We start from the raw sequence: 24,957 nt of genomic DNA on the forward strand, positions 1-24,957 counted from the left end.
TTTGGAAAGGATTGATTAGTAGGATGTTTGATATCCGTGTACCGGCAACTTCCGCCAATTTGGGACCAGGCTTTGATTCCCTTGGATTGGCTGTATCATTATATTTGACCTTGACTGTAAAAGAAGAGGCCGACGAGTGGGAAATCCTCCATGATTTGGGAGCGGGGATTCCGACTGATAAAACGAATCTGATTATTGAAACCGCATTGTCTTTAGCGCCGAACATGGCACCAAGGAAAATTACGATGACGAGTGAAGTACCTGCTGCCAGAGGTTTGGGCAGCAGTTCAGCTGCCATCGTTGCGGGGATTGAGTTGGCTAATCAATGCGCAGATCTGCAATTGAGCATTGACGATAAAATTCAAATCGCGACACGCATCGAAGGCCATCCTGACAATGTGACACCTGCCATCACGGGAGATTTTACGGTCGGAGCCGTTTTGGATTCCAAAGTATACTGGACGAAAGCGAGTTTCCCTGAAACTGCTTTGGTAGTGACGATTCCGGAAAAGGAATTGTTGACGAAAGAGAGCAGGGCTGTTTTGCCGGATTCGCTTCCGTTCAAGGAAGCAATCAAAGGCAGCAGCATCTCGAATGTGCTGGTGGCGGCTGTTTTCTCGGGTGACATCGAAAAAGCGGGCGCATTGATGGAGCAGGATGTCTTCCATGAGCCTTATCGCGGTGTCTTGGTTCCGGAATTGAGTCAAGTCCGGGAATTGGGGCATGAGATGGGCGCGTACGGTACTTATCTGAGTGGTGCCGGCACGACGATCCTTACGATGATCCATCCTGAAAAGGCAGCAGCATTCGTAGCTGCGGCTAGAGCCGCTGTCAAAGACAGTGAAGTCAAGTTGCTGCATGTTGAAAAAAATGGTGTGCAAGTAATCAAATAATTGTGGGCCCGAGAAGTAAAATCCTCGGGTCTTTTGTTTTTTTGGTTAGTGCCCGCAAAGTGAGGACCGAGAGCGAGCAGAAAAGATGAATAACGGAAAGTTATCCATCTTTCCAGACATCCGAACGCAAGCGTCCGGATGTCTGAGCGCGAATCATCGCGCTCATCCTAGACGCGCTCTGGCCTGCAGGGGATTCCGCTTAGTGCTCTCAAGCTGCTGATGGGCATCGCGCCATATCAAACGTGTTCTGAATCCCAGAAATCTGCGCCTAAGCTGACTACCACACACGGACAAAAAGCGTCCGTTTAGTGTTAGTCCTCTTAGTGCTCGATTTCTACCCGGGATTCATCACACTCTCCCGCATAGCATCGCGCTCTTGTATTTTTTTGTTTATGCTTTATAATGTTACTGGAATGGGGTTATAATATACAATTGGATAGTAGTGAGGCTGGGTCAAAACTTTTTTGTGGGGTACAGGATGTTTTTTTCGGATTGTGTGCCGTGCAGTTTTTTGGTTTTGGGGCGCGACTTGGGGGGGTTCTCTCGGGGTCTGCTTGAAAAGTGACGTTGTTGCTTTTTCCCGTCCTCTTATTTTTTTGATGAGGAGACATTATGTTAAATAAATTCAAACCGACATGGATGGTGGAGTCCATCTATCACATCACTCCGGAACAACTTGAAAAGAACAACATCAAAGGTGTACTGACCGATCTGGACAATACTTTGATCGCCTGGAATAATCCGGAAGGGACACAGGAATTGAAGGATTGGATCGCTTTGATGAAAGAAAATGCGATACCTGTCGTCATCATTTCCAACAACAGCGATAAGCGCATCAAGATAATTGCGGATAAGCTGCAATTGTCCTATGTGCCAAGATCCATGAAGCCTTCCCGCCGCGGCTACATCAAGGCAGCAGAACAGCTGCAGATTCCGTTAGATCAATGCCTGATGGTTGGGGACCAATTGCTTACGGATGTTTTTGGCGCAAGTCGAGCGGGAGTCAAGAGTGTGTGGGTAATGCCGATCATCAATTCGGACGGATGGAATACGCGCATAAACCGATTCTTTGAAAGAAAACTGCTGAAACGTTTGTTGAAAAATGATCCAGGAATGATATGGAGGAAATCACTTGACTAAAGAAGAATTAACAGAAGATCTCTATTGCATCGGCTGTGGAGCGAAAATCCAGACCGATGATCCGACCGAACGAGGGTATACCCCGGCGGCCGCTCTGCAAAAGGGATTGGATTCCGGGCAATTATACTGCCAACGCTGTTTCAGATTGCGCCACTACAATCAGATGGAAAAAGTTTCCGTCACGGATGATGAATTTTTGGCGATGCTGAACACCATCTCGATGGAAGATGCCTTGATCGTCAACGTCATCGATCTGTTCGATGTGTACGGCAGCATGATCCCCGGCTTGCATCGCTTTGCGGGCAATAATAAAGTGTTGGTTGTCGGAAATAAAGTGGATGTTTTGCCGAAGTCGGTCAAACTGTCCCGTGTGAAGCAATGGTTGACGGAGCAGGTGCAGTCAGTAGGCTTGCGCCCGGTCGATGTCATGCTGGTAAGCGGCAAGAAAGCGACGTCCATCGATGATCTGTTGGAAACCATCGAAGAACATCGGGATGGCAAAGATGTTTATGTCGTGGGCGTTACGAACGTAGGTAAATCCACTGTCATGAACCAGATCATCCGTGCGGCTACAGGCAACAAGGAAGATGTCATCACGACTTCCCAATTCCCTGGCACGACGTTGGATCAGATCCGTATTCCTTTGGACGATGGGCATTTCCTCATCGATACGCCGGGGATCATCCATCACCACCAAATGGCGCATGTGCTGAGCCCGAAAGAATTGAAGCTCGTAGCGCCGCAACACGAAATCAAACCGATCACTTATCAATTGAACCCGGAACAGACGCTGTTCTTGGGCGGCGCATCGCGTTTTGATTTCATCAGTGGGGAAAAATCATCCTTCACTTGCTATTTCTCGAATGACTTGAAAATCCACCGCACCAAATTGGAAAAAGCGGATGAATTCTATGCGAAACACCTGGGGACCCTTCTTCAGCCGCCGTCTGCGGAAGACGCGGAAAATTTCCCGCCGTTGGTCAGACGTGAATTCAATGTCAAAGTACCTTCCGATATCGTATTTTCCGGTTTGGGATGGATAACTGTCCGCAAACCAGGCAAAGTCGCAGCATGGGTCCCGCAAGGCGTGGACACAGTAATGCGCAAACCGATCATTTAATAAAATAGACTGAGGTGTCAAATGGAATTAAGAGGCAAACAAAAACAATATTTGAAAAAAGAAGCGCACCATATGAATCCGCTCTTCCAAGTGGGTAAAGGTGGATTGAACGAAGAGATGCTTTACCAAATCGGGGAAGCGTTGGAAAAAAGGGAATTGCTGAAGATAGCTCTTCTGCAGAACACGGATGAGGAAACGGAAGATGTCGCTGCAGTGATCGAAGAAAAACTGCAAGCGAAAGTTGTCCAACAGATCGGGCGCACGCTTGTGTTGTTCAAACCATCAACCAAAGAAAAGAACCGTCGTTATTCGACAGTCGTTGAAAAAATCTAAAGGCAGGCCAATCCCTATTTTATTGAGGTGAGAAAAAATTGATCACAACTTTAAATTTGATCGGACAAACGGATTATATGATCATCGAAGAAACCGAGGTCGAGACGCAGATTGCTTTCCAGGACCGGAAACGCATCGGCATTATGGGTGGGACTTTCAGTCCGCCCCATTTAGGCCACCTGATCGTCGCGCAGCAGGTTGGGGAACAACTCGGCTTGGATAAGATCTATTTCATGCCCGATGCCGAGCCCCCTCATGTCGACGAAAAAGAATCGATCCCGGCGAAGCATCGCGAGTCGATGGTGCGGTTGTCCATTGCGGGCAATCCGCTGTTCGATATCGAAACGATCGAGTTGGAGCGGGGCGGTAAGAGCTTCACGATCGATACGATGAAATTATTGACTTCCATGCATCCGGACACCGATTATTATTTCATCATCGGCGGGGACATGGTGGAATACTTGCCGAAGTGGGAACGCATCGATGAATTGGTGCAACTTGTGCAGTTCGTCGGCGTCGCCAGGCCAGGATACGGAAGGGAAAGCATCTACCCGATCATTTGGGTTGATGCGCCGTTGATCGACATCAGTTCGACGGAAATCCGCAAGATGGTCAAAACCGGCCGCTCGATCCGTTATTTGGTGAAAGAGGACGTCAAAGATTACATTTTGAAAGAAGGACTCTACCTCGATGACGAAGACTGAGCTTGCATATACAGGAATCTATACGGATTGGACACGGGAAGCCATTTTGGCTGAAGTGGAAAAACAGATGAAGCCATCGCGTTTCCAGCATGTGCTGCGGGTTGAAGCCTGCTCCATCCAATTGGCGGAAAAATACGGCGCATCCGTGGAAGCTTGTTCGTTGGCCGCACTGTTGCACGACTACGCGAAAGAACATGCTGTGGAAAGCATGAAGGAAATCGTCCTGTCCGAAGGGATGGAAAGCGAAATGACCGGTTACGGCAGCGAAATCATGCATGGACCTGTCGGCGCTTATTATGCCGAAACGGTATTCGGAATTAAGGATGAGGCTATCCTTGACGCGATCCGCCAGCATACAATCGGTGGCGAGACGATGACCCTAATCGGGAAAGTCCTCTTCATCGCCGATTACATCGAATCGGGGCGCGCATTCAAGGGCGTTGACGAAGCCAGAAGACTGGCTGAGGACAGCCTGGATGAGGCAGCTTATTTTAAAATAGAAAAAACAATCATCCATCTGGTGAAGAAAGAACTGCCGATTTATCCCGGCACAATCTATGTCTACAACAGTTGGATCCAAAGAAAAGTGGGGAAATCATAATGAAATTAACAAGTGAAGAATTATTGGAATTAGTGGTTAAAGCAGCAGATGACAAATTGGCTCAGGATATCATGGCATTGGATGTACGCGGTTTGACATCGATCGGAGATTACTTTGTCGTCATGAACGGCCGTAATGAAAAGCAAGTCGCTGCAATCGTGGAAGCAATCGTGGAGAACGTGCACAAAAACAAAGGCGAAGTCAAAAATGTCGAAGGCAAAGATTCAGGGAAATGGACATTGATCGATTTGAACGACGTCATCGTGCATGTATTCAACCATGAGGAACGCGGCTATTACAACATCGAAAAATTATGGAGTGATGCGCCTATGGTCGACATCTCGGGGATGGTCACTGAGCAATGAGTTACGACATCTTTGCCCATTACTATGATGAAATAATGGACCAGTCTGTCTACGACAGCTGGCTTCTTTATGTTGAAAAATACACAGCCGGGAAATCCGGTCTGGACATCATGGAATTGGCATGCGGGACAGGGAAGATTGCAGTGGAATTGGCGAAAAAAGGCCATCGGGTAACAGGGGTCGATCTCTCCGACGAAATGCTTTCGCTTGCATACAACCGGATGCAGGAAGAAGGCGTTACGCTTTCGTTGGCAGTGGGGGACATGCGTTCACTGGAGCCGATGGGGGATTTTGACGTCGTGACGTGCTTCTCCGATTCGCTTTGCTACATGTCTGATGAAGCTGAAGTGGCGGAAGTCTTTCAAAGTGTCATCCGGAATCTCGGACCTGGCGGTGTTTTTTTGTTCGACGTCCACTCGATGCATCAAGTGAATGACGTTTTTCCGGGATATCAATACATCTATCAGGATGAAGCGGGAGCCTTCCTCTGGGAAAGTTTTGCCGGCGATGCTGCGAACAGTGTCGAGCATGATTTGACTTTCTTCGTGGGATCCCAGAGTAATCCGGAATTGTTTGAACGCCATTCGGAATACCATCGCGAACGCACGTATCCGCTGGAAGTCTACAAGCGGCTCCTTGAAGAAGCCGGATTCACCGATGTGACGGCTACAGCCGAATTTGGTGAAGCTGATGTGCGCGATGACAGTCCGCGCTGGTTTTTTGCCTGCAAAAAAGCTTAAGCAACCATACAATGAAACCAAAGGGGGCGCTTCGATGAAAGCTTGTGGTGTAATCGCAGAATACAATCCTTTCCATAACGGTCACCGCTACCAACTGTCGGAAGCCAGGCGGATGACCCAGAGCGATGTCATGGTTGTCGCAATGAGCGGCAATTTTGTCCAAAGGGGCGCGCCCGCTTTGTTGGATAAATGGACGCGCGCGGAAATCGCGTTGCGGAACGGTGCCGACATCGTCGTGGAAATGCCGGTTTTGGGGAGTGTGCAGTCCGCGGATCTGTTCGCAAGAGCAGGCATCCGCTTATTGCAGGCGATGCAGTGCGATGCCTTTGCGTTCGGTGCTGAAGAAGGAGCGGCGGAAGATTTCGTTTCGCACAGCCGCTTCTTGCGCGAACACGAATCGGAAATCAATCGGATTTTTCAAACTTACCGAAATGATGGCAGAACCTATGCTGCGCAACTGGAAACGGCCATTGCCGAAGTCTTGCGCCCACAAGGTTCTGCTATTTCCTTTTCAACGCCCAATAATCAGCTCGGATTGGCGTATGTCAAAGAAAATGAACAATTCCCCGAACCGATGGAAACGGCCATCGTGCTTAGGCGCGGTGCCGGACACAACGACAGTCATGCTTTCGGACAAGAATTTGCAAGTGGGACCGCCATTCGCGAATGGTCACTCCACCACGGAAAAGAAACCGAAAAGAAGGACATGGGCAGGTTTGTGCCGCAAGCGACGTTAGAAGCGCTTGAGAGGCGTCCTCTACTTGATTGGGCTCCATACTGGGCGATGCTGCAATATCAGCTCATGCTGCTTTCGCATGCGGAACTCCGGAACATCTATCAAGTGGAAGAAGGCATCGAATACAGGCTGAAAAAAGAGGCTGAGGATGCAGCTGATTTTATGGCCTTCATTCGGCGCATGAAGAACAAGCGTTGGACGTGGGCCCGGCTGCAACGGGTCTGCTCCTATATTTTGTTGGGGATAACCAAAGCAGAAGCGACTACATTCCAGGAAAAAGAAGATACTATCCGGTTGCTCGGATTTACGGAGGCCGGAAGACGCTATCTGAACACCTTGAAAAAAAACACGGAGACCCCTATCATCACGAAATTGCGTGAGCCATATACAGCGGACTTGCAACTGGAAATCAGGAGCGACCGCATCTATCGTTTGGGAGGCCTTACGGTTTTGGAGGAACAAAATTTCACCCGGTCGCCCATTTACATCCGCAACGAGTCGAGGAATCAGGACTGAGTTTTTTTAAAAAATTAATGAAAACTTTAATGAAAAATCGCAAGAAGCGTTTGACTGGCCACAACCAAAGAAATATAATGGATAGGTTAATAGATGCTAGAGCCTTTAATGTTCGGTTCTAGGCACTAAGGAGGACAATCAAATGAGCGAAGAAGCCAACTCCGTCAGTTTCGTTCCCGTAATCGTAGGGGGAAACAGAGGAGCCTATAGTTTGGCGAGAGCTTTCTATGAAGCGTATCAAGTTAAAACGAACCTCATCAGCCCGATGATCATAGGCCCTATCGGCAATTCCCGCATCATCAAGCATTACATCCAACCGGGAATCGATGACCTGGATCATTTTTTTGAGACCATTCAACAAATCGGCCGTGATTATCCGAATATGAAAAAAATCATCTTTGGGGCAGACGATCGCTATGCAGAACTGTTGATCCGAACGAAGGACCGCTTCAGTGATGATTGGATCATTCCGTATGTGGATGAAGATGTATTCCTGCGGGCGACCAATAAGGAAAGTTTTTACGCCATCTGTGAAAAGGTAGGTGTTCCTTATCCGAAGACTGTAGTCATGGATGCATTTTCATTGGAATTGCCGTTTGAATTTCCGATCATCATCAAGCCTTCGAACGCCATCCTGTACCAGGGCCTGCATTTTGAAGGCAAAGAAAAAGTCTTCATCGGACGGGATGAAAAGGATCTTGAACGAATCTATCATTTAGTGCGCGACAACGGCTACACAGACAACCTGATCCTGCAGGAGTACGTGCCCGGCGATGACACCTATCTTGGTGTCGTGACGGTCTACACCTCGCCAAGGGACAAGGAAATCAAGCTGATTTCCTTCGGCCATATCCTCTTGGAAGACCATACGCCATCCGCCATCGGAAATCACCTGACGATTTGGGCAAGGGAAGAGCAGAAGATTGTTGCTTCCGTTCAAAAACTGATTGCGGAAACCGAGTTTTATGGTTTCTCTAATTTTGACGTGAAGTACGATGAGCGCAAAGATGACTATGTTTTCTTTGAATTGAACGGGCGTCTGGGCGTCAGCAACTATTATGTTACCGCCAGCGGGAATAATGTTGCGAAATACTATATTGAAGATTACATAGCCAAGAAAAAACTTGGGGTCACGATCAACACGAATGAAGCCTTGTTCACTATGACACCAAAAAATCTTTTGCTGAAGTATGTCAAGTCCGATGTGTTGCGGAAAAAAGTAAAAGAGCTGTACAAAGATGGGAAAGTAGTGCACCCTTTGGATGCGCCTTTTGAAGTCAGCCCGAAAAGGAAATTCTATGTGCTGGCTTCCAAATTCAATTATTACAAAAAATTCAGAGAGCATCCGCCAGAGGAATGAGCTGAAAAAAGAAACAAACGGGAAATGAGGGATGAGAAAGTATGAAAAAATTTTTTGGTATTCTTGGAGGAATGGGAACGCTGGCGACGACTAATTTTCTCGTTGAAATGAACAAGCGTCATTTCCCCGAAAACGACCAGGATTATTTCAATTACATTCTGATGAATCACGCTGATATTCCCGATCGTACGGAATATATTTTGGATCCGACCAAACCGAATCCGGTGGAAGCAGTGATAGAAGATGTTCATATGTTGAATCTTCTTCAGCCGGAATTCATCATCATGCCCTGCAATACTATCCACTATTTCTTCGATGATATTCAAAAAGAAACGGATATTCCGATTCTGAATATGATCGATCTTACGGTCGACTATATTGCGGAACACTATGAGGGCGCAAAAAAAGTCGGATTATTTGCCACAGAGGGAACGCATCAGAGCCGCATCTACGAAAATCGGCTTGTTGAGAAAGGTTACCAAGTGGTATTGCCGGACAGAGAATTACAAGACAAGATCAATAAAATGATTTATTATTATATCAAAGAGAGATCGCATTTATTTTTCCCTTTGTATTACGAAATTTTGGAAGACTTCAAAAATTGCGGTGCGGACATTGTGTTGTTGGGTTGCACGGAAGTTTCCTTGATGAACAGCGAAGATGAGGAACAACGCTATCCGATCGTCGACGCGGAAAAGGTGCTTTTGGACAAAACAATCGCGTTGGCCAAAGAATTAAAAGCGTAAAAAAAACGTTTTCCTTTTTTGATGTAAAGGAAAATACATTGACAAAGTTTTTTTTCACTAGTATAATTCAATTTGTTATTTTAGGGGTGATGGAAATGAAGTGGCCATTAAAAGAATTACAAGAACATCGTGGTGAACCGTACTATTTCTCTCGGATGATAGACCGGGAAAGTTCATTGATGCAAAGAAATAATGAAATCAAAGCAGTGTCGCCGATTAAGGCGGAAGGTTTCTTATTATACGAAAATCATTCTGTGCTTGCCAATTTCCGAATCGATTTAACGATTACCCTGCCTTCGTCAAGGTCGTTGGAATTAGTTGAGGTACCCTTGCAATTAGCAATCGAAGAAGTGTACACTGAGAGTGAATCGCTCTACCTCGAGCAGGACAATCCTGCGGAAGTCGTGTTGCCGCTTGAAGGTGATGAAGTGAATCTGGTCTCCGCTATCGAGGACAACATTCTGCTGAATCTGCCTCTACAAGTGTTCACGCCGGAAGAGATGGAGTCCGAGGACATGCCTAGTGGCGCTGAATGGGAAGTTGTTTCCGAAGAATCTTTCGCAAGAAAGAGACAAGAGGAAAAAAACGACCAGATCGATCCGCGATTAGCTGGTCTGAAGGCCCTGTTAGAAGACGAAGAAAAAACAGAGTGAAATTTTTGACGCTGATTTTTAACTAAATACAGCGATTAGTACAGGGAGGTGTAAGGAAATGGCAGTACCTAAAAGAAGAACATCTAAAGCAAGAAAAGCAAAAAGACGTACGCACTTCAAGTTATCAATTCCAGGCTTGAACGCATGCCCTAACTGTGGCGAATTGAAAAAGAGCCACCACGTTTGTGCATCATGCGGTCACTATGACGGAGAAGTAGTTATCGAAAAACAAAGCTAATCCTGAAATGCCATCCGCAATTCCAGTCAGCAGAATGAATTTTCTGCTGGCTTTTTTTGTTCTCATTTTTCAAGGAGGCATAATTTTCCGGAATGATGTAAAATGTATGTATGCGGGCATATACGCCATATTTTTGTTAAGGAGCGTTGGGATGCAAAACTTCCACTATTTTGAAATTCTGTTGTATGTTTTTCCGATTTTAGAAATCATTCTGATCAATAAATTTTTTAGGCCATATCTCAGGTACAAACAAATTATCCAAGTGACGGTTGCGGATGTTGTGTTGCCGTTTTTGTTCGTAGGCATCCATCTGCTGAGTGTCTACAGTTTGACTTATTCACTCTTGCCGCACTTTCTGCTGGCGGCTTGCGTCATCGGTCTTCTGCAGACGCTGTATTTCGACAAACGCAAAAAAATCCATCAGCCGAAGCGGTTCTATCGTTATTTCATAAAAATACTGTTTTTGATGGCACTGCTTTCTTATTACATGCTGGTGCTGTTGCGCATTTATTTCCTTGTAAGGGGATAGTCCGAAAATTGAAGAATGAGGTGGCACGTAAACATGAAAGTATTATTGTATTCTGAAGGCATGAAATACATCGGGAAATCCGGTTTAGGCAGAGCCATCGAGCACCAGAAAAAAGCTCTCACACTGGAAGGGATATCTTTTACGACAGATTACAGAGATGATTTTGATCTGATGCACATCAATACCTACTTCGGGCAATCTTATCGTCTGCTGCATAAAGTCAAAAAGCAGGGGAAACCGATCGTTTATCATGCCCACTCCACAAAGGAGGACTTCCAGAATTCTTTTATCTTCTCCAATGCGGCTGCACCGCTTTTCAGTAAGTGGATTCTGCACTGCTACAGCCATGGGGATGTGGTTTTGACGCCAACCCCTTATTCCAAACAATTGCTGCAACGGGCGGGGTTGCAACAACCGATCATACCGATTTCGAACGGAATCGATTTGTCGTTTTACCAAGCGACTGCGGAAATGGGTGCATCCTTCCGCCAGGAATATGGGTATAAAGCGACAGACAAGGTCGTCATGTCTGTCGGACTTTACATCAAACGGAAAGGGATCCTTGATTTTGTCGCCTTAGCCAAAGCGATGCCTGCTTACCAATTCATCTGGTTCGGGTACTTGAACCTCCATCAAGTTCCGCGGGAAATCCGTGAAGCGGTGGAGACAAAATTGCCCAATCTGCAATTTGCCGGTTATGTGGCTCCTGATGAGCTCCGGAACGCATACTGCGGTGCTGATCTGTTTTTCTTCCCAACCTACGAAGAAACGGAAGGAATCGTCCTTCTGGAGGCTCTTGCCATGGGACAGGAGATTCTGATCCGGGATATACCGATCTATGAAGATGATCTGATCGATGGCGAGCACGTCTACAAAGGCAAAACGAATGACGATTTCCGAAGGTTGATCAGCGGCATTCTGGAAGGTGACCTGCCTTCTTTGAAGGCTGCAAGCCAGGATCATATACGCCAGAAGGACCTCAGCTACATCGGTTCGGAATTGAGGAGTGCTTACGAAACTGCCATCCAGTTGAATAAGTCCGATAAAAGCAAAATCTCGGTCCCGCAAACAAAATGATTTTTTGTGGGAAAAATCCCCACTTTCGATAAATTTGTCGAAAACGATTGGTCCTGACTATGCATTATCCGCGGGGCGCTTGTGATGTCCCATCCTTGCGCCACGCAAAATGATAGATGATAACTGAAAACAAATTGATTTCGATTATTTGTCGAAATCAATTTGTTTTTTTTATGAATTGTTCGGGAAAATGTGGTAGAAAGTGGGGGGATGTGGTAGACTGAAAACATATTTGAAGGTGGGGGCGAGTGTCTTTATGTTGATGGGCGAATTCAAACACAATATAGATGCTAAAGGCAGATTGATCATGCCCGCAAAATTTCGTGAGGAATTAGGCGATAAGTTCATCATCACCCGTGGATTGGACGGCTGTTTGTTCGGCTATCCGTTAAGCCAATGGGAGCTGCTCCAAGAGAAATTGAAACAGCTGCCCCTTGCCAAAAAAGATGCGCGTGCTTTTACCCGTTTCTTCTATTCAGCCGCTATTGAAGCTGAGTTGGATAAACAAGGACGCATCAATATCCCTCAAACATTATTGGATTATGCGAAAATTGAAAAAGAATGTCGTATTGTCGGAGTAGCCGACCGTATTGAAATATGGAGCAACGAGAAGTGGGAAGAATTTGCTGATGAGGCTGCCGAAAACTTCGAAGATATTGCTGAAACGATGATCGACTTTGGATTGTAGGTGTAAAAATGGAAAAATTTGAACATTATAGCGTGTTGTTAAAAGAGTCCATCGATGGTTTGAACATCAAACCAGATGGCATCTATGTCGATTGCACTTTAGGTGGTGCCGGACACAGCAGCGTGATTTTATCAAAATTAAATGAAAATGGGCATCTGTATGCCTTTGACCAAGACCGTATCGCTATCGAAAATGCTGAAGCAACATTGGCGACTTATATCGAAAAAGGCATGGTGACACTCATCAAGGCCAATTTTCGGAATATCAAAGAAGAACTGGAAGACCGTGATGTATTTGGCGTAGACGGCATCCTGTACGATTTGGGAGTGTCTTCCCCACAATTGGATCAAGCAGAAAGAGGGTTCAGTTACCGCTATGATGCACCACTCGACATGCGCATGGACCAAGAACAGGAATTGACGGCCCGCGTCATTGTGAATGAGTGGCCTTTTGGTGAATTAGTGAAGATTTTTTATCGTTATGGCGAAGAAAAATTTTCAAAACAGATTGCCCGCAAAATCGAAAAAATCAGGGAAACCCAACCGATCGAGACGACTGGCGAATTGGTCGAAATCATCAAAGACTGCATCCCTGCACCTGCCAGAAGAAAAGGTGGACATCCGGCTAAGCGCATTTTCCAAGCTTTGCGCATCGCCGTCAATGACGAATTATCCGCTATTGAAGATTCGATAGAAGATGGCTTGAAAATGCTGAACGTCGGAGGGCGCATGAGCGTCATTTCCTTCCAATCCTTGGAGGACCGAATCGTTAAAGTTCTATTCAAAGAAGCCAGCTCGAAAGAAGAAACCTTGCCGCTGTTGCCTATTCTTCCCGAGGAATATGAAGCGGACTACAAGTTGATCAGCCGAAAACCAATTATGCCCAACGAGGCGGAATTAAGTGAAAATTCGCGTTCTCAAAGCGCAAAATTGCGTGTCATCGAAAGAGTCAAGAAATAACAGGAGCACAGCAGCTCTGTAACTAAAGATCATCAGTCGGAACCAATAAATTGTGCCTGAGCTGCACAATTTATTGCGGGGGAGGAGAGGATTAAGTGGCATTACCTGAATATAGGGCGGCGATAGCAGAACCGACGCTGCCGAAACAACTGACGGAAACTAAAAAAGGCCAGCCTGAACCGAAAGGCTACAAGGCCGTTAGAGATAAATATGTAAAAGTTGAAAAATTTGCCATCACCATCATTCTGTTAAGTGCATTGGTAGTATTGCTGTTATCGTTGGCTACACAAGTGACCCTCTCCAATCAGAACAGAGCGTTGCAGGACTTACAAAATGATAGCGTTGCGATCGGTTTAGAAAATCAAAACTTGGAGCAGGAAGTCCAAGAACTTTCAAGATACGACCGCATCATCGAGATAGCAAAAGAACTTGGTCTGGAAATGAATGAAGCAAACGTTAGGAATGTTACGCGATGAAAAAAACAGCTAATCCTCAGAAAAACCGAAAAAAAATGACTCGTATCATGGTTGGTTTGACAGGTTTACTATTTCTTGTATTTATTTTTCGTTTTTCTATGATCATGATCACCAAGAAGGTAAATGGCGAGAATCTAAGCGAGCATGTTAATAACTTATATACCAGAAGTAGTATCCTTGCCGCAAAAAGAGGTACCATCTATGACATAGGTGGTAATCCCATTGCCTTGGATGCTACTTCTTATTCGTTGGTGGCCGTTTTGACCGATGAATGGAGTGAAGATACAGAAAATCCAAATCATATCGTCGACAAGGAAAAAACAGCGGAAGCACTGGCACAATACATCAGCATGAGCAAAGAAGAGATTCTGACCATCCTGAACCAAGAGGACTTGAAGCAGGTCGAATTCGGAAGCGCAGGAACGAACCTGAATTATGCGACGAAATCCAGCATTGAAGCGGAAGAACTTCCGGGTATCACGTTCGAGGAAACACCTTCCAGGCTTTATCCGAACGGGATTTTTGCTTCCCATCTTGTCGGCTTTGCGCAAAGTTCAGCCAGCGAAGAAGAAGCAGACACAAACGAAGAAAAGAAATTGGTCGGCATGATGGGGATAGAATCCCTGTATGATAATGAGCTGGATGGCAGCGATGGTGAAGTCACCTATCAAGAAGATTCCAATGGCTACCTGATTCCAGGAACGCAGATTCAGGAGAAAGAGCCTGTGGAAGGCGATAATCTTTATCTGACACTCGACAGTCGCCTGCAGATCTATCTCGAAAGCTTGATGTCGCAAGTTTATGCAGAGGCCGAACCGGAATCGATGACAGCTATGTTGGTCGATCCGGACACAGGTGCGATCCTTGCGGCTTCCCAACGGCCCACCTTCAACGCCACGACCAAAGATGGCATCGATTCGCAATGGCAGAATCTGTTGGTGGAGGATACCTACGAACCGGGTTCCACTTTCAAAATTTTGACCTTGGCGGCAGCCGTGAACGAGGGAGTATTCAGCCCGTTTGCGACATATACTTCCGGCAGTGTGGAAGTGGAAGGCGGAACCATCCGTGACTACAATAAAGACGGTTGGGGAAATATCACCTATCTCGAGGGATTGGCCCGTTCAAGCAACGTGGCCTTCGTGAAACTGGTGCAAACGATGGGCTACGACGTTTGGGAGTCCTATATGAAAGCTTTCGGAATCGGCCAATCAACCGATTCAGGACTGGAAAATGAAGCAACTGGGAATTACAGCTATACGTATCCGCTGGAAAAGGCGAATACGGCATTCGGACAAGGGGTAACCGTTACGCCTTTCCAATTGATGCAAGCATTTACGGCAATCGCAAATGATGGCACCATGATGAAGCTGAACTATCTGGATCGCACAGAAGATCCGAATACGGGCGAGGTCACCGTTAACGAACCGGAAGAAGTCGGATCCCCGGTCACGGCGGAAACCGCCCAGACGGTCCTGACCTACCTGAAAGAAGTCGTCTACAACGAGAATGGATCCGGACAGGCTTACAAGATCGAAGGGACAGAGATCGCTGCCAAAACGGGTACGGCGGAAGTGGTGAATTCCACAACAGGCGCATATTACACTGGCTATTCAAATTATCTTTACTCGGTAGTCGGATTCGCGCCGGCGGATGATCCCAGCTATATCCTGTATTTGACCATGAAACGGCCCGCCAACTTGGACAGTCTGAATGGTTCCAAGTATCTGTCTGAAATATTCAATCCATTCATGACAAGGGCAATCGAGTATGACAATCTGAATACGGAAGTGACCGGGGATGTTAATCAGGCCTCGATGCCTGAAGTGACAACTTTATCCAAGGATGAGGCTTTGGCGGCACTGACTGCTGTCGGCTATAATGATACAGCGATCATCGGCAGCGGCAGCCGGATCGTCCAGCAATACCCATACGCCGGAACACAAACAATCACAAACCAGAAGGCGATCCTCATGACGGAAGGTGCGATGACGATGCCTGATGTTTACGGCTGGTCAAAAGACGATGTGCTGAAAGTATCAGAAATCGCAGGCATAAACTTCACTTTTGAAGGCGAAGGCTATGTCGTGTTCCAGAGTCTGGAGACGGGCTCCATCCTGAACGCGGCCACGGAAGTCCAGATTATTCTGGAGTAAGCGTTCAGAAGCAACACTCATAAAATCAATCAATCAAAAAATGTTAAACACCTATTAGGAGGAAATCATATGCATTGGACAGAAATGCTGTTGCCTTTATCGATCAGCTTTGCCATTACAATCAGCATGATGCCAATTTTCATCGGCTATTTTAAAGTGAAACAATTCGGACAGATCACAAGGGAAGAAGGCCCAAAATGGCATCAAGTCAAAAGCGGCACACCGACGATGGGAGGGGTCGTCTTCATCATCGCTGCGATCCTTACCGTTATCGGGACAGCGATCTGGAAGGATGTCCTCACCGTAAAACTGGCTATGTTGCTGTTCGTGCTCTTGTTTTTTGCAGCAATCGGCTTTTTGGATGATTTCCTGAAAATATTCAAAAAACAAAACGAAGGGCTGACTTCCAAGCAGAAGTTCATTTCGCAATTGGTGGGGTCCTTCGTCTTCGTCGCACTATTCTTCTTGTCGGGTTCGGATCCTTTGGTCACGATCCCATTCTTTGGACAGATCCACAACTGGTTGGTGTTCGCTGTATTTACGATCATCTGGATCACAGGTTTTTCAAACGCGGTGAATCTGACCGATGGATTGGACGGATTGGTTGCCGGAACAGCAGGCATCGCCTATACCGCGTACGGCATATTGGCATACCGCCAAGGACAATTGGAAGTATTGCTGTTTTGTATTGCGATCGTGGGCGGCCTGATCGGTTTCTTCTTTTTCAATAAAAAACCAGCTAAGATCTTTATGGGCGACGTCGGCTCGTTGGCATTGGGTGCAGGACTCGCTGTCGTTTCGCTGGCGTTGCATCTGGAATGGTCCTTGTTGCTGATCGGCCTTGTTTTCGTCATCGAAACAGCCAGTGTCATGCTGCAGGTAGGGTCCTTCAAATTGCGCGGCAAACGCATCTTCAAGATGTCGCCGATCCATCATCATTTCGAAATGAGCGGATGGAGCGAATGGCGCGTCGTCCTGACTTTCTGGGCTGTCGGTCTGGTTTCTGCAATCTTAGCCTTGTGGCTGCTTGTCTAAGCGAAAGGAGAAAAAGACATGAAAACAAATAATCGATTCGAAAACAAAAAAGTATTGGTGTTGGGCTTGGCGCTCAGCGGGATGAATGCGGCCAAACTGCTCCTGGAACTCGGCGCAATGGTCACAGTCAATGATGCAAAGGAATTGAACGACAATCCGGATGCAAAGGAGTTGATTTCATCCGGCATCAAAGTGATCGCTGGATCTCATCCGATCGAGCTGTTGGATGAATCTTTCTCGTTCATGGTCAAGAACCCGGGCATTCCGTACAACAATCCGATGGTCAAACGTGCCCTTGAATTGGGAATCCCCGTATTGACAGAGGTCGAGTTGGCGGCGGAAATCCTCGAAGGCCGACTGATCGGTGTGACAGGCACGAACGGAAAGACAACGACCACGACGATGATCACGGACCTGTTGAATGCGGGCAGAAAAATAGGGAAAGCCTATAAAGCCGGCAACATCGGCGTGCCAGCATCTGCAGTGGCGCGTGTGGCGACAGAGGATGACGATGTCGTGATGGAGTTGTCCAGCTTCCAATTGATGGGTATCGAAGCGATGCGGCCTGCCATCGCCGTCATCACGAACATCACGGAAGCCCATCTGGATTATCATGGGGACCGCAAGGAATACGTCAAAGCGAAGTGGCGCATAACCGAGAATCAAACCGCGGATGATTATCTTGTTTTGAATTGGGATCAAGAGGAATTGCGTAAAATGTCGCAGCTTTCAAAAGCGCAAATTGTTCCTTTTTCACGCACGCAGGTTCTGGAAGATGGCGCCTATGCATCAGATGGTTCGCTGTATTTCAAGGGCGAAAAAGTGATGGCTATTTCCGATTTGAGGGTTCCTGGCGAACACAACATCGAAAATGCACTGGCTGCGATCGCTGTAGCGAAACTTTCCGGTGTAGGGAATGAGGCTATCGTATCAGCCTTCCATCTCTTTTATGGCGTCGAGCACCGGATCCAATTCGTAGCCGAGCTCAACGGAAGAAAATTCTACAATGACTCGAAAGCAACGAATATTCTCGCAACCAAAACAGCTCTGAGCAGCTTCCGGACGCCGATCATCCTGTTGGCGGGTGGATTGGACCGTGGGAATACCTTTGAAGAGCTCGTTCCCTTTCTTGGAAATGTGAAGACGTTGATCGTCTTCGGGGAAACTGCCGAAAAATTGAAGGATGCAGGCGAGCAAGCCGGCATCAAAGAAATCGTCGTGACGGATCATGTCGCCAGTGCGGTTCCGATCAGTTACCAATACAGCGAAGAAGGAGACACGATCCTGTTGTCACCGGCCTGCGCGAGTTGGGATCAGTACAAAAATTTTGAAGTGCGCGGCAAAACATTCACGGATGCTGTCCATTCCTTGGTCAAAGCCACGAGTGAGGAGGAAGGTTCTTTCTAGAGAACCTATGTGCTTATGAAAATAGTATTATCCGGTGGGGGAACAGGCGGGCATATCTACCCGGCGTTGGCCCTGATGAACCGAATCAAAGAAAAGTATCCGGACAGCGAATTCCTTTACGTGGGAACGGACCGCGGTTTGGAAAGCACAATCGTACCGAAGGCTGGTGTGGCCTTCAAATCCGTCAAAATCCAAGGGCTGCGCCGGAGTTTATCGCTTCAGAACCTGAAGACGGTCTATCTGATGATCAAGAGCATTTCGGACTCGAAAAAAATCATCAAGGCATTCCAGCCGGATGTCGTGATCGGGACGGGTGGCTATGTTTGCGCCCCCGTCCTGTATGCCGCCTCCAAACTGGGTGTGCCGACTATTATCCATGAGCAAAATTCAGTCGCAGGCGTCACCAATAAATTTTTGAGCAGAGTTGTGGACCGCATCTGCATTTGTTTTGAGGATGCCCGCAGTGATTTCTCCGCCTATCCAGAGAAGATTGTTTTCACCGGGAATCCCCGAGCGCAGGAAGTAGCTTCCTTGAAGGAAAGTGCCGACCTGAAGGAATACGGATTGAAGGATGAAGTGCCGACCGTTTTGATTTTTGGCGGCAGCCGCGGAGCCAGGAAACTGAATGAATCTTTCGTAGCCGCCTATCCGCTCTTCAAAAATAAGCCGTATCAAGTGCTGTTGGCTACAGGCGATGTCCACTTCAATGCGGTGGAGCAAGAAATCAGTGCGCTGACGGACCGTTTGGATAACGTCCGTGTTGTGCCGTACATCCACGACATGCCGAAATTGTTCAAGCGTACCGACTTGATTGTATCGCGCAGCGGTGCGACCACATTGACGGAAGTGATGGCTTTGGGCTTGCCGAGTATCCTGATCCCGAGTCCGTATGTCACGAACAACCATCAGCAAAAAAATGCGGAAAGCCTAGTGAAGAACGGGGCAGCAGAAATGATTCTCGAGAAGGATCTGCAGGCACAATCCTTGTTTGAGGCCATCGACAAGCTGATGACCGATGAAACGGGACGCAAAGAAATGGCTTTCCAAGCCAAACAGATGGGCATAACGGATGCATCAGACCGGATCATCGATGTCATCCTGGCTTTGAAAAAGTGAGAAAGGGAGGGAGGCCAGATGGTTTTCGGAAAAATCCGGCAGAAGCTGAACAGTAAGAGTTCGTCGGAAGGGACTCCCTGGCAGCGCGCGACTGCTGAATCGGAAAGGCAAAAAAAGACGAAGATAAAGCAGAAGGTCACAATAAACGGCCGCATGCATCGTTTGTTGGAAGAGAAAAAAGCAAAGTTGAAACCAAGGGAAAACCTTTCCGAAACCGCGAAAATCGGCAAACGACAAGGGTACCTTGGCTGGTACAGCATTTTCTTGGTTGGGGCCATCGGCAGCAGTTTTCTGATTTCCCCTTACGGTAAAGTCAAGGACATCTATGTGGAAGGGGCCGAAGATGTTCCGGAACAAAGCATCATCGATGCCAGCCACATCACCGGGAAACTGACCGCCTTGGGAGTCGTCTGGAATGACGAAAAGATCGATGCTTACATCACTAATACTTTGCCCCAAGTCAAAACAGCGGAAGTGACGTTGCGCGGCATGAACGATGTCACGATCCATGTGACGGAACACGAAACCATTGCCTATGTTTATTCGGGTGGCAGCTATTATAATGTTCTGGAAAACGGCACCGTGGCAGACACTGAATTGAAGGTTCCGATCGGGAATAACCCGATCATCACAAGCTTTGAAATGAACCAGAATCTGGAGGACCTGCTCGAACAATACATGCAATTGACGGACAGTGTCCAGAACAGCATCTCTGAAATCAAATATACCGGAACGGAAGAAAATCCATATGCAATCACGGTCTATATGAACGATGGGAATGAAGTGAAGGCGATCTTGCCATCCTTTGCCGAAAAGATCTTATACTACCCTGACATCGCGAGCCAATTGGGCGAGACGAAAGGGACCATCGATCTTGAGGTGGGTGTCTACTTTACGCCATTTGCGCAAACAACGGAAGAGGAAGCGTCCGCTTCGGCAGATTCCGCCACTCCAGCCGAATGAGCTGAAAGAGATTAGGATTGACTTGCAGTCAATCCTTGAACAATGATTCCGATCATTGTTGAGGGATTGAAGAACTTTTGTCAGACTTCCTTCTGATAGAATTATTTGTAAAAATCTTCGTAAATGAAGAATTATTATGATAAAATGATAAGGTATAGCTTTCTGGCATCACGTATCAGTAACCGACAATTTTTTTCGGAACAATGCGGATGTTTACACAAGCCATTATGTCAAACGGAGGTTTCAATAAAACCATGAAGAATTCAGGAATATACGTCAGTCTAGATATTGGAACCACTTCAATAAAAGTTGTAGTCGCAGAATATGTGAAAGATCAAATGAACATTATTGGAGTCGGTAATGAAATTTCCAAAGGTCTTAGCCGTGGCGTCATCGTTGATATCGATGAAACGGTCGAGTCAATCCGCAGTGCAGTCAGTCAAGCTGAAAGAAAAGCGAATATTCAGATATCAAACGTCATCGTAGGCATACCAAGCAATCAAATCAGTATCGAACCTTGCCACGGGATGTATGCAGTCGCAAGCGAAAACAAGGAAATCACAGACAAGGATGTGCAAAACGTCTTTGCTGCCGCAAAAGTCCGTTCCGTTCCACCAGAAAGAGAAATCATTTCCGTTATCCCTGAAGAGTTCATCGTAGATGGGTTCGACGGCATCAGGGACCCTAGAGGCATGATCGGCGTACGTCTTGAATTGTACGCAAGCATGATCACTGGTCCGAAAACAATCATCCATAACATCAAACGTTGTGTAGAAAAAGCAGGTCTTCAAATCGAAGATATGGTTGTACAGCCATTGGCCATCTCAAGCGTAGCCATGAATAAGGGCGAGCGGGATTTCGGGACCATCCTTATCGACATGGGTGGCGGCCAAACAAGCGCCTCTGTCATGCACGACGATCAATTGAAATTTTCATTTGTTGATCCCGAGGGCGGCGATCTTGTGACCAAGGACATCTCCATCATCTTGAACACGACATTGGAAAATGCGGAGCGCGTAAAACGCGAATATGGTTATGCCATTTCCGAAGACACGTCCGCTGAAGAATTTTTCCCTGTCGAAACGATCGGGAAAGAAGAACCAGTGAAAGTGGATGAGAAATATCTGGCCGAAATCATCGAAGCGCGCCTTGTGCAGATCTTCGAAAACATCAAACGTGCCTTGGATAAAGTGGAAGCCCGCGACCTACCCGGCGGTATCGTTCTGACAGGGGGTGCAGCGGCATTGCCGGGCGTCGTCGATTTGGCAAAAGAAATCTTCGAAATCAACGTCAAGCTGTATATTCCGGAGCAGATGGGGATGCGCAATCCGATCTATGCAACGAGCATCGGCCTGATCAAGTATGTTGCGGGTCTGGATGACATTTACCGTGTTGCCAAAGGAAAAGTACAGGCGACAGGCAAAGTGATCCCTTTGCAATCGAAAGCTGCGAAACAACCGACAGTCATCGAAGAACCTGTCTATGAAAATGAGACTTATGCCGATGAGGATCATTACGAAGAAAGCTTAGTCGGGAAATTAAAACGTTGGTTCAATAATCTGTTTGAATAATCACGCTGAACATAAAAAGAATGGTATGAAATAGGAGGAAATGAAATGGAATTGGAATTCGATTCAAGCATGAGTGATGGAGCAAAAATTAAAGTTATCGGTGTCGGTGGGGCAGGAAGCAATGCCGTTAACCGTATGATCGAAGAAGGCGTTAAAGGTGTTGAATTCATCGTGGCCAATACGGACACACAAGCCTTGAATGCGTCAAGTGCGGAAACAAGAATCCAACTCGGGCCTAAATTGACGAAAGGATTGGGCGCAGGCTCAGTTCCTGAAGTAGGCCGCAAAGCTGCAGAAGAGAGCGAACAACAAATCTCTGAAGCCTTGGCTGGAGCAGACATGATCTTTGTCACATGCGGAATGGGCGGCGGTACCGGTACTGGTGCAGCCCCTATCGTAGCCAGAATCGCTAAAGATCTTGGCGCGTTGACTGTCGGTGTTGTGACACGTCCGTTCACTTTTGAAGGGCCTAAAAGAGGCCGTTATGCTGCAGAAGGTATCGCTGATTTAAAAGCAAACGTTGATACGTTGGTCATCATCTCAAATAACCGTCTGTTGGAAATCGTCGACAAAAAGACGCCTATGCTGGAAGCCTTCCGTGAAGCCGATAATGTATTGCGTCAAGGCGTTCAAGGGATCTCAGACTTGATCACTGCTCCAGGATATGTCAACTTGGACTTTGCTGATGTGAAGACCGTCATGAAAGATCAAGGTTCTGCTTTGATGGGTATCGGTATCGCTTCAGGCGAAAACCGTACTGCAGAAGCAACTAAAAAAGCTATTTCTTCCCCATTGTTGGAAGTTTCCATCGATGGTGCAGAGCAGATCTTGTTGAACATCACGGGTGGTTCAGACTTGACGTTGTTCGAAGCACAAGATGCAAGTGATATCGTAGCACAAGCTTCATCATCCGAAGTGAACATCATCTTCGGTACTTCAATCAATGAAAACTTGGGCGACGAAGTTATCGTTACAGTAATCGCTACAGGGATCGACGACAAAAAAAAAGATGAAAAAAAAACCGCTAATCGCGGAGGCAGTGCTTTTAAGGGGCGTAAAGAAGTAGGGAACGCACCTGTTTCGTACCCGGAGAAACAACTTCCGACTGAAAGAGCAGAAGAAAAACCAGCCAAAGACCTGTTCGGCGACTGGGATATCCGCAGAGACACAAACGTAAGAGAACAGGCGCCCCTTCCGGTCCAACCTGAGCCAGAAGAATACCCTGTCAAACAAACAGAAAATAATTATCCACGTTATCACGAAAATAAAGAAGATAAAAACGGTGGAGAGGATTCATTGGATACACCACCTTTCTTCCGCAAGAGACGCAGGTAAGAATGAATATTGAGCAAAATTGCCGGAAAGTGGAGTCAACTGTGGAAGCAGCCTGCTTGAAAGCCGGACGCAAACGCGAAGATGTGACGGTCATAGCCGTCACGAAGACGAAACCTGCAGAGCAAGTGGAGGAATTGTACCGCTTGGGCTACCGCCACTTTGCAGAAAATCGCCTCGAAGGTCTGCTCGAAAAGCAAGAAGCTCTTCCGCAAGAAGATATCAGCTGGCATTACATCGGCACCTTACAGACTAGGAAAGTGAAGCAGGTGATCAATCGCATCGCCTACTTCCACGCACTGGATCGTCCGTCATTGGCAAAAGAAATCAATGAGCGGGCGGAGAAGCCTGTTTCTTGCTTCGTGCAGGTCAACGTTACAGGTGAAAGTTCAAAACATGGGCTTTCCGCATCCGAAGCAGTGCCTTTCATCCAGAGTCTGGAAAGTTTTCCGAATATCATCGTTGTCGGATTGATGACGATGGCACCCATTGATGCGACAGACGTGGAGTTGCGTCAATGCTTTAAAGATCTGAAAATAATGCAAGAGCAAGTAGCGGCGTTGAACTTGCCTTATGCTCCATGTACGGAGACGAGCATGGGCATGAGCCAAGATTATCCGGTAGCGATTGCCGAAGGTGCGACCTTCGTACGTGTCGGATCGGCGTTCTTTGCTGAAACAGAAGCATAGACGAAGAAGAAGTGAGGGGTCTTATGGGTCTGAAAGATTTATTCCGAAAGTACTTTGTCATTGAAGACGAGGAAGACGGATTTGAGGAAGTCGATGAACCATCGACTGTCGTTCCAGTCCGCAGGTCCGAGCGCAATGAAGAAGGGGCTCCGTCTTATCGGAGCACCCAAAAAAGATCGACGAAAGCAAAGGTAATTCCTATGAATCAACAAGCAATGACCGAAAAAGCCAGCATCCATGTCGTGGAGCCGAGAGTCTATTCCGAAGTGGAGAAGATTGCCGATAATCTGCTGAAGAATCAAGCAGTCCTCCTTAATTTCAAAAGGATAGACGCGGAACAAGCAAAACGGATCGTGGATTTTCTGACAGGAACGGTATATGCGATCGGGGGAGAAATCCAACGCGTTGGCGATGAAATCTTTTTATGCACCCCCGCTTCAGTCGGAGTCGAAGGCGCACTGGACGAAACACTGGAGGAAGAGCGTTCGTTCTACTAGAAAGGAAACAAAATGACACAAATATTGATTTGGCTTTTACAGATTATCCGTTGGGGCATATCGGCCTATTCAACAGTCCTGCTGGTATACGCATTGATGAGTTGGTTGCCGGGTGCAAGAAGTTCCAAATTCGGCTATTTTATCTCCAGCATTGTGGAGCCTTACCTGGATATATTCAGAAGATTGATCCCATCTGTAGGCATGATGAGCTTCAGTGTAGTGGCGGGCATCCTGTTCCTGAATTTGGTGGAGTATGGAGCGCAGGTCGTTATCCTGTTCCTGATCAGATTGCTGAATTGACGGACATTTTTTCATCA

At 46.9% G+C, this 24,957-nt stretch carries 28 protein-coding genes; all 28 read left to right on the forward strand.

Going from position 1 to position 24,957, the window contains the following annotated elements:
- Window positions 1-23: 23 nt before the first annotated feature.
- Window positions 24-893 (forward strand): homoserine kinase, encoded by an 870-nt coding sequence (gene thrB, locus C7R73_RS11705; RefSeq protein WP_106450682.1) that lies wholly within the window; start codon window positions 24-26, stop codon window positions 891-893.
- A 612-nt stretch (window positions 894-1,505) separates the two neighbouring features.
- The gene (locus tag C7R73_RS11710; protein ID WP_106450683.1) at window positions 1,506-2,033 is read left to right on the forward strand and encodes a YqeG family HAD IIIA-type phosphatase; all 528 of its coding nucleotides are present in this window, start codon (window positions 1,506-1,508) and stop codon (window positions 2,031-2,033) included.
- Window positions 2,026-3,153: a ribosome biogenesis GTPase YqeH gene (gene yqeH, locus C7R73_RS11715; RefSeq protein WP_086985441.1), complete on the forward strand. Its 1,128-nt coding sequence runs from the start codon at window positions 2,026-2,028 to the stop codon at window positions 3,151-3,153. The genes C7R73_RS11710 and yqeH overlap by 8 nt, the downstream gene beginning before the upstream one ends.
- Window positions 3,154-3,174: 21 nt before the next feature.
- Window positions 3,175-3,486: a ribosome assembly RNA-binding protein YhbY gene (gene yhbY / locus C7R73_RS11720; RefSeq protein WP_086628351.1), complete on the forward strand. Its 312-nt coding sequence runs from the start codon at window positions 3,175-3,177 to the stop codon at window positions 3,484-3,486.
- A gap of 77 nt (window positions 3,487-3,563) precedes the next feature.
- Window positions 3,564-4,190, forward strand: a complete 627-nt coding sequence (locus C7R73_RS11725; protein ID WP_106450714.1) for a nicotinate-nucleotide adenylyltransferase — start codon at window positions 3,564-3,566, stop codon at window positions 4,188-4,190.
- Window positions 4,177-4,791 (forward strand): bis(5'-nucleosyl)-tetraphosphatase (symmetrical) YqeK, encoded by a 615-nt coding sequence (gene yqeK / locus C7R73_RS11730; protein WP_106450684.1) that lies wholly within the window; start codon window positions 4,177-4,179, stop codon window positions 4,789-4,791. The genes C7R73_RS11725 and yqeK overlap by 14 nt, the downstream gene beginning before the upstream one ends.
- A complete protein-coding gene (rsfS, locus tag C7R73_RS11735; protein WP_106450685.1) occupies window positions 4,791-5,156 on the forward strand; it encodes a ribosome silencing factor in 366 nt (121 codons plus the stop codon). Before yqeK ends, rsfS begins: the two co-directional genes overlap by 1 nt.
- Entirely contained in the window at window positions 5,153-5,896 is a 744-nt protein-coding gene (locus C7R73_RS11740) for a class I SAM-dependent DNA methyltransferase (protein WP_106450686.1), read from the forward strand. Before rsfS ends, C7R73_RS11740 begins: the two co-directional genes overlap by 4 nt.
- Before the next feature lie 34 nt (window positions 5,897-5,930).
- The gene (locus C7R73_RS11745; RefSeq protein WP_161525936.1) at window positions 5,931-7,148 is read left to right on the forward strand and encodes a nucleotidyltransferase; all 1,218 of its coding nucleotides are present in this window, start codon (window positions 5,931-5,933) and stop codon (window positions 7,146-7,148) included.
- Window positions 7,149-7,290: 142 nt separating this feature from the next.
- Complete coding sequence (locus tag C7R73_RS11750; RefSeq protein ID WP_106450688.1) at window positions 7,291-8,508, forward strand: carboxylate--amine ligase; 1,218 nt, start codon at window positions 7,291-7,293, stop codon at window positions 8,506-8,508.
- A 41-nt stretch (window positions 8,509-8,549) separates the two neighbouring features.
- Window positions 8,550-9,254, forward strand: a complete 705-nt coding sequence (locus C7R73_RS11755; RefSeq protein ID WP_106450689.1) for an aspartate/glutamate racemase family protein — start codon at window positions 8,550-8,552, stop codon at window positions 9,252-9,254.
- A gap of 95 nt (window positions 9,255-9,349) precedes the next feature.
- Window positions 9,350-9,907, forward strand: a complete 558-nt coding sequence (locus C7R73_RS11760; protein ID WP_161525937.1) for a YceD family protein — start codon at window positions 9,350-9,352, stop codon at window positions 9,905-9,907.
- Window positions 9,908-9,965: 58 nt separating this feature from the next.
- On the forward strand, window positions 9,966-10,145 hold the full coding sequence (gene rpmF, locus C7R73_RS11765) for a 50S ribosomal protein L32 (RefSeq protein ID WP_086628343.1): 180 nt from the start codon (window positions 9,966-9,968) through the stop codon (window positions 10,143-10,145).
- A gap of 151 nt (window positions 10,146-10,296) precedes the next feature.
- Window positions 10,297-10,674: a DUF3397 family protein gene (locus C7R73_RS11770; protein WP_161525938.1), complete on the forward strand. Its 378-nt coding sequence runs from the start codon at window positions 10,297-10,299 to the stop codon at window positions 10,672-10,674.
- A gap of 33 nt (window positions 10,675-10,707) precedes the next feature.
- A complete protein-coding gene (locus tag C7R73_RS11775; protein WP_106450692.1) occupies window positions 10,708-11,751 on the forward strand; it encodes an LTA glycolipid anchor biosynthesis glycosyltransferase, IagA/BgsA family in 1,044 nt (347 codons plus the stop codon).
- Window positions 11,752-12,007: 256 nt separating this feature from the next.
- A complete protein-coding gene (gene mraZ, locus C7R73_RS11780) occupies window positions 12,008-12,439 on the forward strand; it encodes a division/cell wall cluster transcriptional repressor MraZ (protein ID WP_106450693.1) in 432 nt (143 codons plus the stop codon).
- Window positions 12,440-12,447: 8 nt separating this feature from the next.
- The gene (rsmH, locus tag C7R73_RS11785) at window positions 12,448-13,398 is read left to right on the forward strand and encodes a 16S rRNA (cytosine(1402)-N(4))-methyltransferase RsmH (protein ID WP_106450694.1); all 951 of its coding nucleotides are present in this window, start codon (window positions 12,448-12,450) and stop codon (window positions 13,396-13,398) included.
- Between the two features lie 95 nt (window positions 13,399-13,493).
- Window positions 13,494-13,874, forward strand: coding sequence for a cell division protein FtsL (gene ftsL, locus C7R73_RS11790; RefSeq protein WP_106450695.1), 381 nt, complete (start codon window positions 13,494-13,496; stop codon window positions 13,872-13,874).
- Window positions 13,871-16,030, forward strand: a complete 2,160-nt coding sequence (locus C7R73_RS11795) for a penicillin-binding protein (RefSeq protein ID WP_106450696.1) — start codon at window positions 13,871-13,873, stop codon at window positions 16,028-16,030. Before ftsL ends, C7R73_RS11795 begins: the two co-directional genes overlap by 4 nt.
- 69 nt (window positions 16,031-16,099) lie before the next feature.
- Window positions 16,100-17,065: a phospho-N-acetylmuramoyl-pentapeptide-transferase gene (gene mraY / locus C7R73_RS11800; protein WP_106450697.1), complete on the forward strand. Its 966-nt coding sequence runs from the start codon at window positions 16,100-16,102 to the stop codon at window positions 17,063-17,065.
- An 18-nt stretch (window positions 17,066-17,083) separates the two neighbouring features.
- Window positions 17,084-18,472 carry a UDP-N-acetylmuramoyl-L-alanine--D-glutamate ligase gene (gene murD / locus C7R73_RS11805; RefSeq protein WP_106450698.1) on the forward strand — a complete coding sequence of 463 codons (1,389 nt, stop codon included), beginning with the start codon at window positions 17,084-17,086 and terminating at the stop codon, window positions 18,470-18,472.
- A 15-nt stretch (window positions 18,473-18,487) separates the two neighbouring features.
- Entirely contained in the window at window positions 18,488-19,588 is a 1,101-nt protein-coding gene (murG, locus tag C7R73_RS11810; protein ID WP_106450699.1) for an undecaprenyldiphospho-muramoylpentapeptide beta-N-acetylglucosaminyltransferase, read from the forward strand.
- An 18-nt stretch (window positions 19,589-19,606) separates the two neighbouring features.
- Window positions 19,607-20,551, forward strand: coding sequence for a cell division protein FtsQ/DivIB (locus tag C7R73_RS11815; RefSeq protein WP_106450700.1), 945 nt, complete (start codon window positions 19,607-19,609; stop codon window positions 20,549-20,551).
- 254 nt (window positions 20,552-20,805) lie between these two features.
- Window positions 20,806-22,122: a cell division protein FtsA gene (ftsA, locus tag C7R73_RS11820; protein ID WP_106450701.1), complete on the forward strand. Its 1,317-nt coding sequence runs from the start codon at window positions 20,806-20,808 to the stop codon at window positions 22,120-22,122.
- Between the two features lie 45 nt (window positions 22,123-22,167).
- Window positions 22,168-23,457 carry a cell division protein FtsZ gene (gene ftsZ / locus C7R73_RS11825; protein ID WP_106450702.1) on the forward strand — a complete coding sequence of 430 codons (1,290 nt, stop codon included), beginning with the start codon at window positions 22,168-22,170 and terminating at the stop codon, window positions 23,455-23,457.
- 2 nt (window positions 23,458-23,459) lie between these two features.
- Window positions 23,460-24,143: a YggS family pyridoxal phosphate-dependent enzyme gene (locus C7R73_RS11830; protein ID WP_106450703.1), complete on the forward strand. Its 684-nt coding sequence runs from the start codon at window positions 23,460-23,462 to the stop codon at window positions 24,141-24,143.
- 23 nt (window positions 24,144-24,166) lie between these two features.
- On the forward strand, window positions 24,167-24,640 hold the full coding sequence (locus C7R73_RS11835) for a cell division protein SepF (protein ID WP_106450704.1): 474 nt from the start codon (window positions 24,167-24,169) through the stop codon (window positions 24,638-24,640).
- 12 nt (window positions 24,641-24,652) lie between these two features.
- Window positions 24,653-24,940 carry a YggT family protein gene (locus C7R73_RS11840; protein ID WP_086628328.1) on the forward strand — a complete coding sequence of 96 codons (288 nt, stop codon included), beginning with the start codon at window positions 24,653-24,655 and terminating at the stop codon, window positions 24,938-24,940.
- Window positions 24,941-24,957: the final 17 nt, after the last annotated feature.

The organism is Trichococcus alkaliphilus (genome assembly GCF_003008695.1).
GTDB lineage: Bacteria > Bacillota > Bacilli > Lactobacillales > Aerococcaceae > Trichococcus > Trichococcus alkaliphilus.